The organism is Allobosea minatitlanensis (assembly GCF_964020775.1).
Map to the genome: position 1 here is coordinate 4,340,282 of NZ_OZ224509.1, position 15,202 is coordinate 4,355,483.

Below are 15,202 nucleotides of genomic sequence, written 5' to 3' on the forward strand. Positions count from 1 at the left end.
CCATCAGCGGATCAGCTTCGAAACCGCCCTGAACTGCGGATGCGCGGCCGTCCGCAACCACTCGAACAGCACCATCTCGGTGGTGACGATCTCGGCGCCATGCGCGGCGAGGCGGCGGATCGCGACCGCGCGCGATTCCGGCGCCCGCGAGCCGACCGCGTCCTGCACCACCACGACGCGGCGGCCGCACTCCAGCAGGGTCAGCGCCGTCTGGCCGACGCAGACATGCGCCTCGCAGCCGCACAGGACGATATCCCGGTCGCCGCCCAGCGCCGCCAGCACCGCCGGCTCGGCGCAGGCGTCGAAGCTCATCTTGGCGATCGCCGGCGGGAGGCCGGCGAGCTCCGGCACCGTCGGCCCGAGCTTGCCGGGGTTCTGCTCCGTCACCACCACCGGCACCGCGAGCAGCCGCCCCGCCTCGAGCAGGCGCGCGGCGTTGGCGACGACGCGGGCGCCGTCATGGATGGCCGGCATCAATCGCGCCTGCAGGTCGACCACCAGCAGAAGGGAATTCGGCAGGTTCAAGAGCGGCATCGTCCGGCATCCTCGCGCGACAGGCCGGCCCATGGCAGCCGCCGCCGGCGGACCCGTCAAGCCCTGGCGCCCGTTGCGGCGCGGCGCCTTGACAAAAGAGTTGATATCAACATGAATTCGGCGATGATCCCGCCGCCCGATGCCCGCCCCCGATTCCGTCGCCTTCCTCCGACCCGCCGACCGTCATCCACCCCGCGGGGACCGCATCCGCCGGGGGCGACGCCCGCTTCCCGCCCTCCGGGGCCGCCTCCGAAGACGCCGGCGACGGCGCGCTCCGGCGGCTGCGCCTGAACCGACGACATCCGCCTCACCACCGCCGAAGGACACGCCATGCCCCAGATGATCTTCCTCAACCTGCCCGTGAAGGACCTGCCCGCTTCGATGGCCTTCTTCCGGGCGCTCGGCTTTTCGTTCAACCCGCAGTTCACTGACGACACCGCCGCCTGCATGGTGATCAGCGACACGATCTTCGCGATGCTGCTGACGCATGAGAAATTCGCCGGCTTCTCGCCCAAGCCGATCACCGATACCGACCAGAGCGTCGAGGTGCTGACCTGCCTGTCGCGCGAGAGCCGGGAGGCGGTTGACGCGATCGTGAAGGCGGCCGTCGCCGCCGGCGGCAGCACCTACCGGGAGCCGCAGGACCACGGCTTCATGTACGGCCACGGCTTCCGCGACCTCGACGGGCATGTCTGGGAGGCGGTGTGGATGGATCCGGCGGCGGTCGCGGGCGGGGCCTGATCCGTCCCCGCCGCAGGGCGGACCCGACGCCCCGCCTCTAGCGCATGGCTTATCGCGCCACTAACCTGCAGCCATTCCCCTGATGCAAGTTTGACTGCAGGCTCCATGGACAAGCGGGTCGACACCCAGGCGCATGCCGCGCCGCTGACGCATGCGGATATCCGCTCCATCCTGATCGGCGTGATGGTCGCGATGTTCCTGGCCGCGCTCGACCAGACCATCGTGGCGACCGCCCTGCCGACCATCGGCCGCGAGCTCGGCGACGTCGCCCATCTGCCCTGGATCGTGACGGCCTATCTGCTGGCCTCGACCGCCGTCACGCCGCTCTACGGCAAGCTCGCCGACATCCATGGCCGACGCGTCGTTTTGCTCTCCGGCATCGTCGTCTTCATCCTCGGCTCGATCGCCTGCGCGCTGGCGCCCAATCTCGGCACGCTGATCGTCGCCCGCTTCGTCCAGGGGCTCGGCGGCGGCGGGCTGATCGCGCTGGCCCAGACCATCGTCGGCGACATGGTGCCGCCGAAGGAGCGCGGGCGCTATCAGGTCTATTTCGCCAGCGTCTTCCTGTCCTCCTCGCTGATCGGCCCGGTGCTCGGCGGCATGCTGGCGGAGAAGCTGCACTGGTCGGTGATCTTCTGGATCAACCTGCCGCTCGGGCTCGGCGCCTACTGGATGTCGAGCGAGGCGCTGAAGCGCCTGCCGCGCCATGAACGGCCGCACAAGCTCGACGTGCTCGGCGCCGTGCTGATGACCGCCGGGACGCTCTCGCTGCTGCTCGCCCTCTCCTGGGGCGGCACCGCCTATCCCTGGGGTTCGCTGCCGATCGCCGGGCTCGCCGCCGCGACGCTGGTGCTGTGGTCGTTCTTCGGCTGGCGCCAGCGCCTCGCCGCCGAGCCGCTGATCCCGCTCGACGTGATGAACAACCGGGTGGTGCGCTTCGGAACGGTCTCGGCCGGCCTCGCCATGGGCGCCTTCATCGGGCTGACGATCTATCTGCCGCTCTATTTCGAGACGGTGATGGGGCTGAGCGCGACCTATTCCGGCCTCGGCCTGCTGCCGCTGACCTGCGGCACCGTCGTCGGGGCCACCAGCTCCGGACGGGCCATGACGCATATCAGGCACTACAAGCGCGTGCCGATGGTCGGGCTCGCGGTCTCCTGCGCCGGCACCAGCCTGCTCGCCCTGTTCTCCGGCCGGATTCCGCTCGCGCCCTTCTGCGCCATCCTCGCCGTCGTCAGCATCGGGCTCGGCACGCTGCTGCCGGTCGCCACGGTCTCGATCCAGAACGCGGTCAGGCCGCACCAGCTCGGCACGGCGACGGCGGTGGCCAATTTCTTCCGCCAGATCGGCGGCGCGCTGATCGTCGCGATCTTCGGCGCGATCGTGCTCGGCGGCGTCGGCGGGCAGGCGACCCATCTCTCGCCCGAGGCGCTGCAACTGGGGACGGTCGACCGCGCGACCATGGTGACGCTGTTCAGCTACGTCTTCGGCGCCGCCTTCCTCGGCTTCGCGCTCGCCCTGCTCGCGCTCTGGCTGATGGAGGAGCTGCCGCTGCGCGGCGGCGCCGCCGAATCCGCCAAGGCCGCCGCGCTGGAGTGACGGAACCGGCGCCGCGGCGCCCGCGTTTCCATTGGCCTGTCATCTGTCCGGGGCAGGCTGGGTTGCCGCGCATCCGGCAGGACGCGACCGCGGCGATCCGTCGATCCGTCAGTGCACCCGCAGCAGGAGTTCCGCCATGTCCGATCTCGTCGTCATCGTCTATCCGACCGAGGCCCGCGCCGAGGAGATGCGCCAGAAGCTCATCGGCCTGCAGAAGGAATATCTGATCGAGATCGGCGACGCCGCCATCGCGGTGATGCACGAAGGCGGCAAGGTGAAGCTCAACCAGCTCCTCAACACCACGGCGCTCGGCGCGGTCTCGGGCTCGTTCTGGGGCCTGCTGATCGGCGCCATCTTCCTGATGCCGATCTTCGGGGCGGCGCTCGGCGCGGCCTCGGGCGCGCTCGGCGGCGCGCTCACCGATTACGGCATCGACGACAAGTTCATGAAGGACCTCGCCGGCAGCCTGCAGCCCGGCAACGCCGCGCTGTTCGTGCTGGTCAAGAAGGTGACCGGCGACAAGGTGCTGGAGGCGCTGCGCGGCACCGGCGGCACCGTGCTCAAGACCTCGCTCGACCGGTCCCAGGAGCAGAAGCTGCGCGACGCGCTGGCCGATGCCCACGCCGCCGCGCCCGCCCCGGACGCCGCGCCGGCGCCGCAGGGCACGGGCGCGCCCTCGCCGGTGGGCTGATCCGTCCGCCGATTTTTGCACCGACACACGCGGTCATCCCGGGCTTGACCCGGGATCCATGCCGGAGCGCTTCCGACGGAGGTTCAGGCATGGATCCCGGCTCTTCGCTTCGCTCCGGCCGGGATGACTCGCGTTTCGGCGCTCCCGCGTTCTGCCCTCAGTCCCTGAGCAGCTCGTTGATGCCGGTCTTGGAGCGGGTCTGCGCGTCGACCGTCTTGACGATGACGGCGCAGGCGAGCGACGGCCCCGGCGTGCCGTCCGGGAAGGGCTTGCCCGGCAGCGAGCCCGGCACCACCACCGAATAGGGCGGCACCTTGCCGATATGGACCTGGCCGGTGGCGCGGTCGACGATCTTGGTCGAGGCCGAGATGAAGACGCCCATCGACAGCACCGAGCCCTCGCCGACGATCACGCCCTCGACGACCTCCGAGCGGGCGCCGATGAAGCAGTTGTCCTCGATGATGGTCGGGTTGGCCTGCAGCGGCTCCAGCACGCCGCCGATGCCGACGCCGCCCGAAAGATGGACGTTCTTGCCGATCTGGGCGCAGGAGCCGACCGTCGCCCAGGTGTCGACCATGGTGCCGGAATCGACATAGGCGCCGATATTGACGAAGGAGGGCATCAGCACCACGCCGGGGGCGAGGAAGGAGCCCTTGCGCGCGGCGGCGGGCGGCACGACGCGGAAGCCGGCGGCGCGGAAGCGGTTCTCGCCCCAGCCCTCGAATTTCGACGGCACCTTGTCCCAGAACACGCCCTCGCCCGGACCGTTGGCGATGATCGCGTTGTCGGTCAGGCGGAAGGAGAGCAGCACCGCCTTCTTCAGCCATTGATGCACGACCCAGTCGGCGCCCTGCTTCTCGGCGACGCGGGCCTTCCCCGAATCGAGCAGCTCGATCGCCTGCTCCACCGCCTCGCGGACGGCGCCCTTGGTCTGGACGCCGATCTCGGCCCGGTTCTCCCAGGCGGCGTCGATGGTGGCGGCGAGATCGGCGAGGGACATGGGGCACGGCTCCGGCGCTGGACAGACGGCGGGAGCGATGGCGGATGAGGACGCGTCCGTCAAGCCACGGCGCGCCGGCGCAGCAGATAGGTGTCCATGATCCAGCCATGGCGGGCGCGGGCCTCGGCCCTGACCTGCGCGATCAACGGCGCCGTCTCGGCGAGCGGGCCCGAGAGCAGGATCTCGTCGGGCATGCCGAGATAGGCGCCCCAGAAGATCTCCAGCCCGGCCGGATCGAGCTTGGCGAAGGCCTGCTCGCCGTCGAGCATCACGACGACGCTGTCCTGGTCGGCCGGGAAGCCCTGCGCCAGGCGCCGCCCCGTCGTGAGCAGGACGGGGGCGCCGATGCCGTTGAGCGGGATGCGGTGGCGCGCCGCCAGAACCTGGACGCTGCTGATGCCGGGATGGACCTGCCAGTCGAGGGCGAGCCCCGCGGCGGCGACGCGCTCGACGACCCGCAGCGTGCTGTCGTAGAGGGCCGGGTCGCCCCAGACCAGCAGGGCGCCGGTCTCTCCCTCCGCCAGCTCCGCCTCGAACAGCCCGCGATAGGCGGCGGCGATGCGCGCATGCCAGTCGTCGACGACGCCGCGATAGTCGCCGCCGGCCTCGGCCCGGCGCGGGATCGGCACGGCGACCGTGCGGTAGCCGGGCGCGCGGATGAAGCGCCGGCAGATGGCCTCGCGCAGATGGCGCAGCCCGGCCTTCTCCGCGCCCTTGTCGGGAATGAACAGCACATCGGCGCGGTTGAGCGCCGCGATGGCCTCGACGGTCATGTGGTCGGGATTGCCGGCGCCGATGCCGATGACGAGGATGGTTCGCATGCCGCTCCGCGCGTTTCGCAGCGGCTTAGAGCATCGGCCCGAAAAGTGGAACGCGGTTTTCGGGAAAAGACGCTGCAAAATCACCGAGCAAGCGGCCGCAAGGCGCGGTCAGGCCCGGCCGAGCACCGCCATGCGGGCGAGGTCCGGCGGCGCGGCCGGTCCCGCGCTCAGCGCCAGCGCCGCCTGAAGCGCCGCCAGATCCGCCGCGAGGCGCGGCCGCCAGCCGCAAGGGCATGGCTGATCACCGCAATGAGCATCCGCCACCTCTCTGTAGACCGAGCCGACCGCCTGCGCCGCCAGCTCGATCAGGGTGAGCGGCGGCAACCGAGTATCCTGCAGCGCCGCGCAAAAAGCCGTCAGGACCGCCTGCCGGATCCCGGCACGGGCGGCCTCCAATGATTCGGCGCTCCCCTGATCAGGCGGCACGTTCGACGCCCTTCATGGCGGCAGGGTGGCGGTATTGCGGTCCCTGCAAAGGCCTGGGCCCCTGCTCGGGCAAGGTCACGGCCAGCAGATCGACCAGGCGCTGCATCCGCGGCGGCAGCGCCGCATCGGCGGCGAGATCGCCCGGTCCCTTGGCCAGCGCGAGCGCCCGGCGCAGCTCCGGCCGGCTCGCGCCGGTGCGGACGATCTCGCGAATGATGATCTCGTCGATCCGGCCGATCGCGGCCGCGACATCGACCTCGGTGACCCCAGCCATTCGGTTTCTCCGTCGGTTGATTCACTGATCGCCGGGAGAGATAGGCAGCTCCGAGATTCGATGCAAGCCCTTGTTTTCACTAGATAAATAGAACGATTCGAAGGTAACGGGCCACTCTCGCCGGCAAGCGTGACCGGATCATGACGCCGCCGGCTCAGGGCGCGCCGACGATCTCCAGCGCCGCGCCGTGGCTCAGGCCGGCGGCGAGCGCCGCGTCGCCGGGGCCGTGGAAGGCGACCGCGCAGAGCCCCTGGCCGCGGGCCGCCAGATGCGCCGCCGTTGTCCGCGGCTCGACCAGCGAGAGGATCTGCCGTCCGAGCCCGAACTGGACGAGGCCGAAGCCGAGCCCCGGAACGGCGCCCTTCGCGAGCGGCTCGCGGCCGAGCAGAGCGCGATAGCGGGCCGTGGTCCGTGCGAGGTCCCGCACCGCGACCGTGACTCCGGCGATGCCGGTGACGCCGTTCGGGTGACGACGTGCCGCACCCGCCGGAACCCGCAGATCGCGCGGCGTGAGGTCCGTCACCAGGAAGGGGATGTCGGGCTCGACCGGACGGGCGGAGCGCCAGGCGATGCGGCTGCCGTCGGGCTGGAGGCGGCTGCCCTCGACGGGACCGTCCAGCGCAATGCCGGCGGCGCGCTGGCGGGCGATGCCGGCCTCGAAATCGCCGGGCAGCAGGGCATAGTCGACGAAACCGGGGCCGGCGGCGCGGAACAGCTCCCACCAGCGGAAGCCGGGAACCGCGACCGGAAAGGCGATGATCTCGAGATAGGCGCCGTCCGCGAAGGCGACCAGCGCGTTGCGGGAGCCGCGCGGATGCTCGCCGCCGGGAAGGACGGTGAAGCCGAGCGCCTCGTAGTCCCGCCTCGCCTGGTCGAGATCGGCGACGGCGATGACGATGTGGTCGATGCCGAAGGAATCGCGATCGGAGGAATCGCTGCTGAAGGACATGGCCGCTCCCGTTCAGGCGCCGTTCGCGATGGCCTCGATCCGGTCGAGGCCGCCGAGCTGCGGGGCGAAGCCCGCCCAGACCTTGCGCGCGCCCTCCTGCCAGCCGGCGCGGTCCTCGGGCTGGAAGACGCGGCCCCCCTGCGCCGCCGCCTGCGCCATCGAGGCCTCCTCGTCGGCCAGCATCAGCCCGTCGAAATAGCTCACCCCCTCGGCGGCGGCGGCCGCGAGGGCCTCGCGGTCCTGGGGCGCCAGCCCTTTCCAGAACGGCGCCGCGACCATCACCACGCCGCTGGCCCAGATATGCCCGGTCTCGACCAGGCAGGGCACCACCTCGTACAGCCGGAAGCCGGCATAGGCGGATTTGGTCAGGTCCATGCAGTCGACCACGCCGGTCTTCAGGGCGTTGTAGGTCTCGGGGATCGGGATCGGCGTCGGATAGGCGCCGAAGCCCGACCAGAGCGCGGTGTGAAGCGGGCTCTGGATGACGCGGATGCGCTTGCCCCTGACCGCGGCCGGGGTGGTCAGCGGCTCCCTGCCGAGCAGATGGCGGGCACCGTAATTGATGAAGCCGAGCACGACGAAGCCCTGCGCCTCGTATTGCGCCTTGAGCGCTGCGCCGAGCGGGCCGGCGAGCACCCGCCGCAGATGGTCGCGGTCGCGGAACAGGAAGGGCAGGTCGAGGATCTGGCCTTGCGGCACCCAGGCCGAGAGGGTCGAGATCGTCGAGAGCGCGGCCTGGATCGAGCCGATTCGCAGCCCTTCCGCAACCTCCTTCTCGCCGCCCAGCGCGGCGTTGGGCACGATGCGCAGATCGAAGCGGCCGGGCGCCGTCCGCGCCAGGGTTTCGGCGATGTGGCGCCAGATCCTGGTCTCCGGCTTGTCCTCGCCGAGCAGGGAGGCGACCGTCACCGGGCGGCCGGCGGCAGCCGCCCCACCTGTCAGGAGGGCCGGCAGGGCGACGAGGCCGGCGGAAAAGCGGCGGCGGGAGATCGGCACGGGCGCGGCTCCTTCATCGCCGTCGCGGACCGCCGAGGAGACGGCCCGCGACGGAAGGCGGTTCGTTCAGGCGGGAAAGGCGCCCTCGAAGGCCGTCGCCGACAGCGGATTGCGCGGGCTCGGCGTCTCGCGCGCGCGCAGGGCTTCCGGCAGTTGCGCCTTGTCGCCCGGCTTGCCGATGGCGACCGCCGCCTCGACCCGATAGCCCCCCGGCAGGTTCAGCTCCGCCGGGGCGCGCTCGCGATCGAAGCCGGCCATGCCATGCGTCTGCCAGCCGAGGCGCACGGCCTGCAAAGCGAGGTTGGACCAGGCCGCCCCGGCATCGAAGGAATGGCTGTAGGAGGGCACCTCTTCCTCCTTGCCCGGCACGGCCATCGTCTCCTTGGAGATCACGAAGAGCAGGGCGGCGGCGTTCTGCGCCCAGGAGCGGTTGAACTCGTTGAGCAGGCCGAGCAGCTTCGGCCAATGGGCGCTGCCGCGCCGCGCATAGACGAAGCGCCAGGGCTGCGAATTATAGGAGGACGGCGCCCAGCGCGCCGCCTCGAGCAGCGTCTTCAGCTCCTCCTCGGAAATGATCTCGTCGGTGAAGGCGCGCGGCGACCAGCGCTCCAGGAAGAGCGAATCGATGGCATGGTCGGCCGTGCGGCTGTTGGCGCTGGTGGTCATGACGGGTCCCGGAAGCAGGAAAGGGTAAGACGGGGCGCCCTCGCGCGGAGAACCCCGGATGACTGGCAAGATCGGGGGCTTCCCTTCGCCGGTCAAGGAAAGGCCGCTCTCTATTCCGCGCATGGAACGCCGGAATCCGCTACGGGCCCGCATCCGGGGGAAATGACAGTACAGCGCCGCGGCCACGGCATGCGCGGCGTTTCCGCGGCGGCGCCGATGCGCTAATCGGAAGGCCGCGCATGCAGGAGGACAGGATGACGGACAGCCACGAGATCGCCGGCGGCCGGCTGCGCGCGACGATCCGCGCCCAGGGCGGCGAGCTCGTCGCCTTCTCCGATGCCGACGGTCCCCTGCTCTGGCATGGCGGCCCGGAATGGCCGCGCCATGCGCCGGTGCTCTTCCCCGTCGTCGGGCGCCTCGCCGAGGACAGGCTCGTCCATGAGGGACATTCCTACCATCTGACCCAGCACGGCTTCGCCCGCGACAGCCTGTTCGCCTGGGCCGAGCGCAGCGGGAGCCGCGCCGTGCTGGAACTGCGCGAGAGCCCGGCGACGCTGGCGCTCTACCCGTTCCGCTTCGTGCTGCGCATGATCTACGAGATCGCGGACGGCGCCCTGTCGGTGACGACGCGGGTCACGAACCCGGGGCAGGACACGCTGGTCTGCGGGGTCGGCGCCCATCCCGCCTTCCTCTGGCCGCTGGCGCCGGGCGTGCCGAAGCAGCGCCACAGGCTGACCTTCCCGCAGCCCGAGCCCGGCCCGGGCCTCGCCGTCGCGGGCGGCCTGCTCGGCCCGGCCATCCCGCTGCCCTTCGCCGGGCGCGAACTCGACCTGGACGAGGCGCTTTTCGCCGATGATGCGATCGTCATCCCGAACGTCGCCAACGCGGCGGTGCGCTTTGCCGCGCTCGACCCGGCCGGGCGCGAGATCCGGGCGCTCAGCGTGAGCTGGGAGGGCTACAAGGATCTCGGCATCTGGTCGAAGCCGACGGGGGCGCCCTTCCTCTGCATCGAGCCCTGGTTCGGCATGGCGAGCCCGGTCGGCTGGCACGGCGAATTCGCCGACAAGCCGGGCGTGCTCAAGCTGGCGCCGGGCGCGAGCCGCGACTTCGTCTGGCGCGCCACGCCGCATTTCGTGCCGACGGCATCGCCCGGCTGAGCCCGCGGGGCCGCCTCGAGCGTGCCGATTTCACCGCACCGGGCGCTAGCCGGCGCGCTCCAGCCGCAGGACCCGCGCCCGATGGCCCGCGACCCGCAGGCGGTCTTCGCCGTCGAGCCAGAGGCAAGGCCGCGCCCGCCAGGGGCCGTGCGTCAGATCGGCCAGGGCGCGGGCGCCCGGCAGCGGCGTCAGCCGCGTCGCCTTGCCGCCCGCGGGCCAGGGCCAGAGCGCCGTGCCGTCCGGCCGGATCGCGATCTCGGTGCCGAAATGCGGGTCGCGCCAATGGCCGAGGAGGCGGGCATCGAGCCGGGTATCGGCCGGGACGCGCCGCAGCGCGCGCCGGACGCCGCCGATCAGCCCGGCGAGCCGGTCTTCCCCGTCGCGCCGCAGGCGGATGTCGAGATAGGCCGGCAGGCTGCGCAGGCCGCCCGCGCCATCGGCGACGAGGCGCTCATAGCCGCCCATGAAGCTGATCGAATCCGGCGTCAGCTCGGCCCAGAACGGCCCTTCCTCGCTGGCGAACAGCCCGGCCGGGGCCTCCGCCGCCGCCGGCAGGGGCTCGCCCAGCAGCGCGGCGAGCACGGTCAGCGCCGGCCAGAGCGCCTCCTCCTCGCGGTTGCTCAGGACGACAACGCCGACACCGGGCCCGGGCGCGGTGAGGACATGGTTGCGGTAGCCGGTGAGCGAGCCGCCATGGCCGACCACATCGAAACCGCCGAGCCGGCTGCAGACCAGCCCGAGCCGGTAGACGCTCTCGCCGCCATCGGCGAAGCGGCGCGGCGCGGTCAGCCGCTCCAGCATGCCGGAAAGCGCGCCGCGGCCCGCCAGCAGGGCGGAAAACCAGCCGGCGAGATCGGCAGCCGAGCCCGCGATACCGCCCGAGGCGGAGAAATGGAAGCCGTAATGGCCGCGCCGCCAGCGCGCGCCGTCGCGCCAGTAGCCGGTGGCGAGGCCCGGCACGATCTCGGCGCTGTCATAGGGCAGGCGGAAGGCAAGGCCGAGCTCGCCCGAAAGCGCCGCGACGGTCTCGCCATAGGGCCTGCCGGTGACCGTCTCGAGCACCCGCTGGGCGAGCCTCCAGCCGGTGTTGGAATAGGCCATCTCGGTGCCGGGCGGCGCGCTGAGCGAGGGGAAGCGGCAGGCCAGCGCATGGATCTCGTCGGCGCTCAGGGTCGCGGTGAAGGGCACGCCCTGCTGCCAGAACGCCTCCATCATGTCCGGCAGGCCGCCGGTCATGTCGAGCGCCCGGCCGAGCTCGACCCCGGCCAGCGGCGCCGGCAGTTCCGGCAGCCAGCGGCCGAGCGGCGCATCGAGCGGCATGCCCTCGCGCAACAGCGCGACGGCGAGCACATGCTTGCTGATCGAGGCGAAGCGGTTCGCCGTCTGCGGCGTGAAGGGCAGGCCATGCTCGACGCTGGCAAGGCCGCCGGCGAAGGCCTCGCGGACGCCGTCCCGGTCGAACAGCACGACCGCCCCGCCCGGCCCGGCCTCGCGCTGCCACCCGGCGGCGATGGCGGCCGCGCGCGCCGCGGCTGGCGTCCAGTTCGCGGTCATCGCGCCTCCTTCAGGCCGGGCGGGCTTCGCCGAGGAGATTGCGCAGGGTGCGCATGAAGACGCGGGCGCCGGTAGCGATGGCATCGTCCGGGAAGTCGTAATCGGGGTTGTGCAGATGGGCGGTGTCGCCGGAGCCGAGCAGGAACATCGCCGACTTCGCCTTGCGGCCGAACAGGCCGAAATCCTCCGAGCCGCGCGAGGGCGGCGTCTCGCCATGCGGGACGTTCTCCTCGTCCATCGCCCGGCGCAGCATGGCGACGACCTCCGCGTCGTTCTCGCAATGGTGGAAGATGTCGTGATAGCTGATCTCAAGCGAAAGCTGGTCCGCAATGGCGGCCTCGCGTGCCAGCATTTCCGCCGCCTCGCAGAGCGCCCCCATCTGCGCGTCATTGACAGTGCGTAGCGTCGCCCAGAGCTCGCCATGACCCGGCGCGATGCCGAACGCCTCTTCGCCGATCAAGACATGGGTGACCGTAACCAGCCGGAATTGCGCGTCGAGCGGTCCGCCGGGCCCCAGCGCGGTGAGCGCGGGAATCAGCGTCGCGATGGCCGGCGCGGGCGAGCGGCCATGCTCCGGCGTCGAGGCATGGGAGGTCTCGCCGGTGAGCACGATCTTGATGCCGCGCGAGGCGCAATTGGCCGCGCCTTCCGAAATCCGGGCCTGGCCGAGCGGCACGCCGGGGCGGTTATGCAGCGAAATGGCGTAGTCGGGCGCGATCTCGGCGAATTTCGGATCGGCAATGACGGCGGCGGCGCCGGCGCCGGTCTCCTCGGCCGGCTGGAAGAGCAGGATGGCGCGGCCGCGCTGCGGCGGGTTGCGGTTGAGCCCGCGCGCCAAGCCCGCGAGGATGGTCATATGGCCGTCATGGCCGCAGAGATGGCCCTTTCCGGAGATTTCCGAGCGATGGTCGCTATTGGAGATTTCCTCGATCGGCAGCGCGTCGAGCTCGGCGCGGACCATCACCGTCGGGCCGGGCTCGGCGCCTTCATAGATCGCCGCGACGCCATGGCCGCCGAGGCCGGTGACGATGCGGCTCGGCTGCGTGGGCTTGAGAAAGTCGACGATGGTGGCGGCGGTCTCGCGTTCCTCGCCCGAGATCTCGGGACGGCGATGCAGCCGATGCCGCAGATCGACGAGATCGACCATATCGCTGTTGGTCAGGAACATCCGCAAAACCTCCCTCGGCCGGCCGCCGCTTCAGGCGGCTCCCTGGGCCAGAGAGGTTCGACAATTCTCAGGCGCCCGCAAGCCTCGCGGAGGCCGGGGCGCCATGCAGCGACGGCTCAGTGATCGAGCTCGGCGTCGATCTCGGCGTTGAAGGCCTCGGCCAGCAAGGCGCGGCAGGCCTCGGCCTGCTCGCGGGCGGAATCGAGCGCGATATGGGGCAGGATCTCGGCCAGGTCGCGCAGGGCGAAATCGACCGCCGACATCAGGCCCAGGACGGGCGGCCCCGGCGGGGCGGGCTGCGGCGGGCGACGGAACGCGATGACCTGACCCATAGGCATACTCACACTGAAGGCGAATCGGCCTTCAGTGTGCGGGGGGAAATTTCAGGAAGTGGTTAACGGCGGAACTATGGCCGGCGCAGTCGCCCGTGAGGAAGTCCTCAGCCGAAGCCGTGCAGCCCCGCCCCATGGCGCTTGAGCCAGGCCTCCGCCTCCTCGGTGCGCGGGCAGAGCCTGTGCGTCAGCGCCCAGAAGCGGTGCGAATGGTTCATCTCCCTCAGATGGGCGACCTCATGGGCGGCGAGATAGTCGAGCACGAAGGCGGGCGCCAGGATCAGCCGCCAGGAGAAGCTGAGATGCCCCTGCGAGGAGCAGGAGCCCCAGCGGCTCGTGGTGTCGCGGATCGTGATCCTGCGGGCGGGAATGCCGAGCCGGGCGGTATGGCGGCGCACCGCCTGCTCCAGATCCGCGAGCGCCAGCCGCCGGAGGAAGTCCTTGACCCGGCGCGGGACATGGGCGGCCTCGCCAGCCACCGCGATGATCGGCGCGCCCGCCTGGTCCGTCGTCGCCTGCGTCAGCCCGCGCGCCTTCGACCAGTGGACGATGCGATGCGGCACGCCGCGCAACGGAACCATCTGCCCCGGCTCGAAGGGCACGGCGAGCGGGCGCTTCGCGACGCGCGCCGCGATCCAGCCGCCATGGCTCTCGGCGAAGCTGCGGCCGGCGGCGAAATCGACGCGCTCCGGCAGGGTCAGCGTGATCTCGCCGGTGGCCTGCGAGACGCGCAGGGTCATCCGCCGCGCATTGGCGCGCCGCTTCACCAGGACGGGATAGCGCTGGCCGGCATGGACCACGTCGAGCCGGTCCGGGTCAGGCTGGCGCTTGAACAGGGAGATGCGCATGCTGGCGCGATTGTGCGGGATTCGCGGGCGCGGCGGAAGAGGCCCCGCCGCCGCGACGGGCCCCGTCAGCCCACGACCTTCAGCGCCTTGCGCCGCTCGCCCGCGCTGTCGCCGCGGCGGCCCTTGGCGGCCTCCATGTCGAGGCTGACCATGAAGTCGGAGATGCGCGGCTGGATCTCGGCGCGGAAGCGCGAGCCGTTGAAGACGCCGTAATGCCCGACCTTGGGCTGGAGGTAATGCACGCGCTTGTCGGCCGGGATGTTGACGCAGAGATCATGCGCCGCCTTGGTCTGGCCGACGCCGGAGATGTCGTCGAGTTCGCCCTCGACCGTCATCAGCGCGACGCGGCGGATGGCGCCGAGGTCGACCGGCTTGTCGCGATGCATCATCTCGCCCTTCGGCAAGGCGTGCCGCACGAAGACGGTGTCGATCGTCTGGAGGTAGAACTCGGCCGTCATGTCCATGACCGCGAGGTATTCGTCGTAGAAATCGCGGTGCCTCTCGGCCGAATCGCCGTCGCCCGAGACGAGGTGCTTGAACATCTCGTAATGGGCGCTGACATGGCGGTCGATGTTCATCGCCATGAAGCCCGAGAGCTGCATGAAGCCGGGATAGACCTTCCGGAAGGCGCCCAGATGCGGGAAGGGCACGACGGTGATGCAGTTGCGCCGGAACCAGTCGGTGCCGCGCTCCATGGCGAGCTCGTTGACGGCGGTCGGCGAGCGGCGGGTGTCGATCGGACCGCCCATCAGGGTCATCGAGCGCGGCGCGTCGTCGTCGCCCTCCGCCTCCATCCGCGCGATCGCGGCGATGACCGGCACGGCCGGCTGGCACACCGCCATGACATGGGTGTCCGGGCCGAGCGTGTGCAGCATGTCGATGACGTAGTCGATATAGTCGTCGAGGTCGAAGCGCCCCTCCGAGAGCGGCACCAGCCGCGCATCGGCCCAGTCGGTGATGTAGACCTCGTGCCCGGGCAGGAAGGCCTCGACGGTGCCGCGCAGCAGCGTCGCGTAATGGCCGGACATCGGCGCCACCAGCAGCACCTTGGGCTGCGGCTTGCGCCGGCCGGGAATCCGGCGGTCGAAATAGACCAGCCGGCAGAAGGGGCGCTCCCAGACGACGCGCTCCTCGACCGGGACCGTGACGCCGTTGATCATCGTCTCGTTCAGGCCGAAGGCCGGCTTGCCGTAGCGGCGCGTGACCCGCTCGAACAATTCGCAGGAGGCCGCGACGGTGCGGCCGAGCGGCGTATAGGTCAGCGGATTGCCGGGATTCTTGAATGCCAACTGGACGGCGTCCGAGACGCCGCGCATCGGGCTCACCATCATGTGAACCGCTTCATAGGCATGGTAGGCAAACGACATGGCGGCCCCATACATGCGATTTCGAGGTCCTCTGGCGGCGCAACATGCGATGATGCGTCGCAGCGAGCAACGCACCTTA

General features: G+C 71.0%; 17 protein-coding genes. 4 read left to right on the plus strand and 13 right to left on the minus strand.

What is annotated here, in order from left to right:
• Positions 1-3: 3 nt before the first annotated feature.
• On the minus strand, positions 4-534 hold the full coding sequence (locus ACWH43_RS21245; RefSeq protein WP_158444186.1) for an isochorismatase family protein: 531 nt from the start codon (positions 532-534) through the stop codon (positions 4-6).
• A 330-nt stretch (positions 535-864) separates the two neighbouring features.
• On the opposite strand from ACWH43_RS21245, the gene ACWH43_RS21250 reads away from it, so the two are divergent.
• The 3 genes from ACWH43_RS21250 to ACWH43_RS21260 all read left to right on the plus strand — a co-directional run bounded on the left by ACWH43_RS21250 (position 865) and on the right by ACWH43_RS21260 (position 3,565).
• Entirely contained in the window at positions 865-1,275 is a 411-nt protein-coding gene (locus ACWH43_RS21250) for a VOC family protein (RefSeq protein ID WP_158444185.1), read from the plus strand.
• Positions 1,276-1,380: 105 nt separating this feature from the next.
• Entirely contained in the window at positions 1,381-2,874 is a 1,494-nt protein-coding gene (locus tag ACWH43_RS21255) for an MDR family MFS transporter (RefSeq protein WP_158444184.1), read from the plus strand.
• Between the two features lie 136 nt (positions 2,875-3,010).
• Positions 3,011-3,565 (plus strand): DUF1269 domain-containing protein, encoded by a 555-nt coding sequence (locus ACWH43_RS21260; protein ID WP_158444183.1) that lies wholly within the window; start codon positions 3,011-3,013, stop codon positions 3,563-3,565.
• 157 nt (positions 3,566-3,722) lie between these two features.
• Here ACWH43_RS21260 and dapD read toward each other — a convergent pair whose 3' ends face one another.
• The 7 genes from dapD to ACWH43_RS21295 all read right to left on the minus strand — a co-directional run bounded on the left by dapD (position 3,723) and on the right by ACWH43_RS21295 (position 8,697).
• Positions 3,723-4,565: a 2,3,4,5-tetrahydropyridine-2,6-dicarboxylate N-succinyltransferase gene (gene dapD / locus ACWH43_RS21265; RefSeq protein WP_158444182.1), complete on the minus strand. Its 843-nt coding sequence runs from the start codon at positions 4,563-4,565 to the stop codon at positions 3,723-3,725.
• A gap of 59 nt (positions 4,566-4,624) precedes the next feature.
• Complete coding sequence (gene cobF / locus ACWH43_RS21270; RefSeq protein WP_158444181.1) at positions 4,625-5,386, minus strand: precorrin-6A synthase (deacetylating); 762 nt, start codon at positions 5,384-5,386, stop codon at positions 4,625-4,627.
• Positions 5,387-5,494: 108 nt separating this feature from the next.
• Positions 5,495-5,710 carry a hypothetical protein gene (locus ACWH43_RS21275; RefSeq protein ID WP_158444180.1) on the minus strand — a complete coding sequence of 72 codons (216 nt, stop codon included), beginning with the start codon at positions 5,708-5,710 and terminating at the stop codon, positions 5,495-5,497.
• 91 nt (positions 5,711-5,801) lie between these two features.
• A complete protein-coding gene (locus ACWH43_RS21280; protein WP_158444179.1) occupies positions 5,802-6,086 on the minus strand; it encodes a hypothetical protein in 285 nt (94 codons plus the stop codon).
• A gap of 154 nt (positions 6,087-6,240) precedes the next feature.
• Entirely contained in the window at positions 6,241-7,035 is a 795-nt protein-coding gene (locus tag ACWH43_RS21285) for a VOC family protein (protein WP_158444178.1), read from the minus strand.
• Between the two features lie 12 nt (positions 7,036-7,047).
• Positions 7,048-8,031: a TRAP transporter substrate-binding protein gene (locus ACWH43_RS21290; protein WP_158444177.1), complete on the minus strand. Its 984-nt coding sequence runs from the start codon at positions 8,029-8,031 to the stop codon at positions 7,048-7,050.
• A 66-nt stretch (positions 8,032-8,097) separates the two neighbouring features.
• Positions 8,098-8,697 (minus strand): nitroreductase family protein, encoded by a 600-nt coding sequence (locus tag ACWH43_RS21295; RefSeq protein ID WP_158444176.1) that lies wholly within the window; start codon positions 8,695-8,697, stop codon positions 8,098-8,100.
• A 254-nt stretch (positions 8,698-8,951) separates the two neighbouring features.
• On the opposite strand from ACWH43_RS21295, the gene ACWH43_RS21300 reads away from it, so the two are divergent.
• Positions 8,952-9,854: an aldose 1-epimerase family protein gene (locus ACWH43_RS21300; protein ID WP_158444175.1), complete on the plus strand. Its 903-nt coding sequence runs from the start codon at positions 8,952-8,954 to the stop codon at positions 9,852-9,854.
• A 45-nt stretch (positions 9,855-9,899) separates the two neighbouring features.
• Here the strand turns inward: ACWH43_RS21300 and ACWH43_RS21305 are convergent, their stop codons facing one another.
• The 5 genes from ACWH43_RS21305 to ACWH43_RS21325 all read right to left on the minus strand — a co-directional run bounded on the left by ACWH43_RS21305 (position 9,900) and on the right by ACWH43_RS21325 (position 15,123).
• The gene (locus tag ACWH43_RS21305) at positions 9,900-11,408 is read right to left on the minus strand and encodes a serine hydrolase domain-containing protein (protein ID WP_158444174.1); all 1,509 of its coding nucleotides are present in this window, start codon (positions 11,406-11,408) and stop codon (positions 9,900-9,902) included.
• Positions 11,409-11,418: 10 nt separating this feature from the next.
• Positions 11,419-12,576, minus strand: a complete 1,158-nt coding sequence (locus tag ACWH43_RS21310) for an amidohydrolase (RefSeq protein ID WP_158444173.1) — start codon at positions 12,574-12,576, stop codon at positions 11,419-11,421.
• 116 nt (positions 12,577-12,692) lie between these two features.
• Positions 12,693-12,908, minus strand: a complete 216-nt coding sequence (locus ACWH43_RS21315; RefSeq protein ID WP_158444172.1) for a hypothetical protein — start codon at positions 12,906-12,908, stop codon at positions 12,693-12,695.
• Positions 12,909-13,015: 107 nt separating this feature from the next.
• Positions 13,016-13,756 carry a M48 family metallopeptidase gene (locus ACWH43_RS21320; RefSeq protein WP_158444171.1) on the minus strand — a complete coding sequence of 247 codons (741 nt, stop codon included), beginning with the start codon at positions 13,754-13,756 and terminating at the stop codon, positions 13,016-13,018.
• Positions 13,757-13,821: 65 nt separating this feature from the next.
• The gene (locus tag ACWH43_RS21325) at positions 13,822-15,123 is read right to left on the minus strand and encodes a polyhydroxyalkanoate depolymerase (RefSeq protein WP_158444170.1); all 1,302 of its coding nucleotides are present in this window, start codon (positions 15,121-15,123) and stop codon (positions 13,822-13,824) included.
• Positions 15,124-15,202 lie beyond the last annotated feature (79 nt).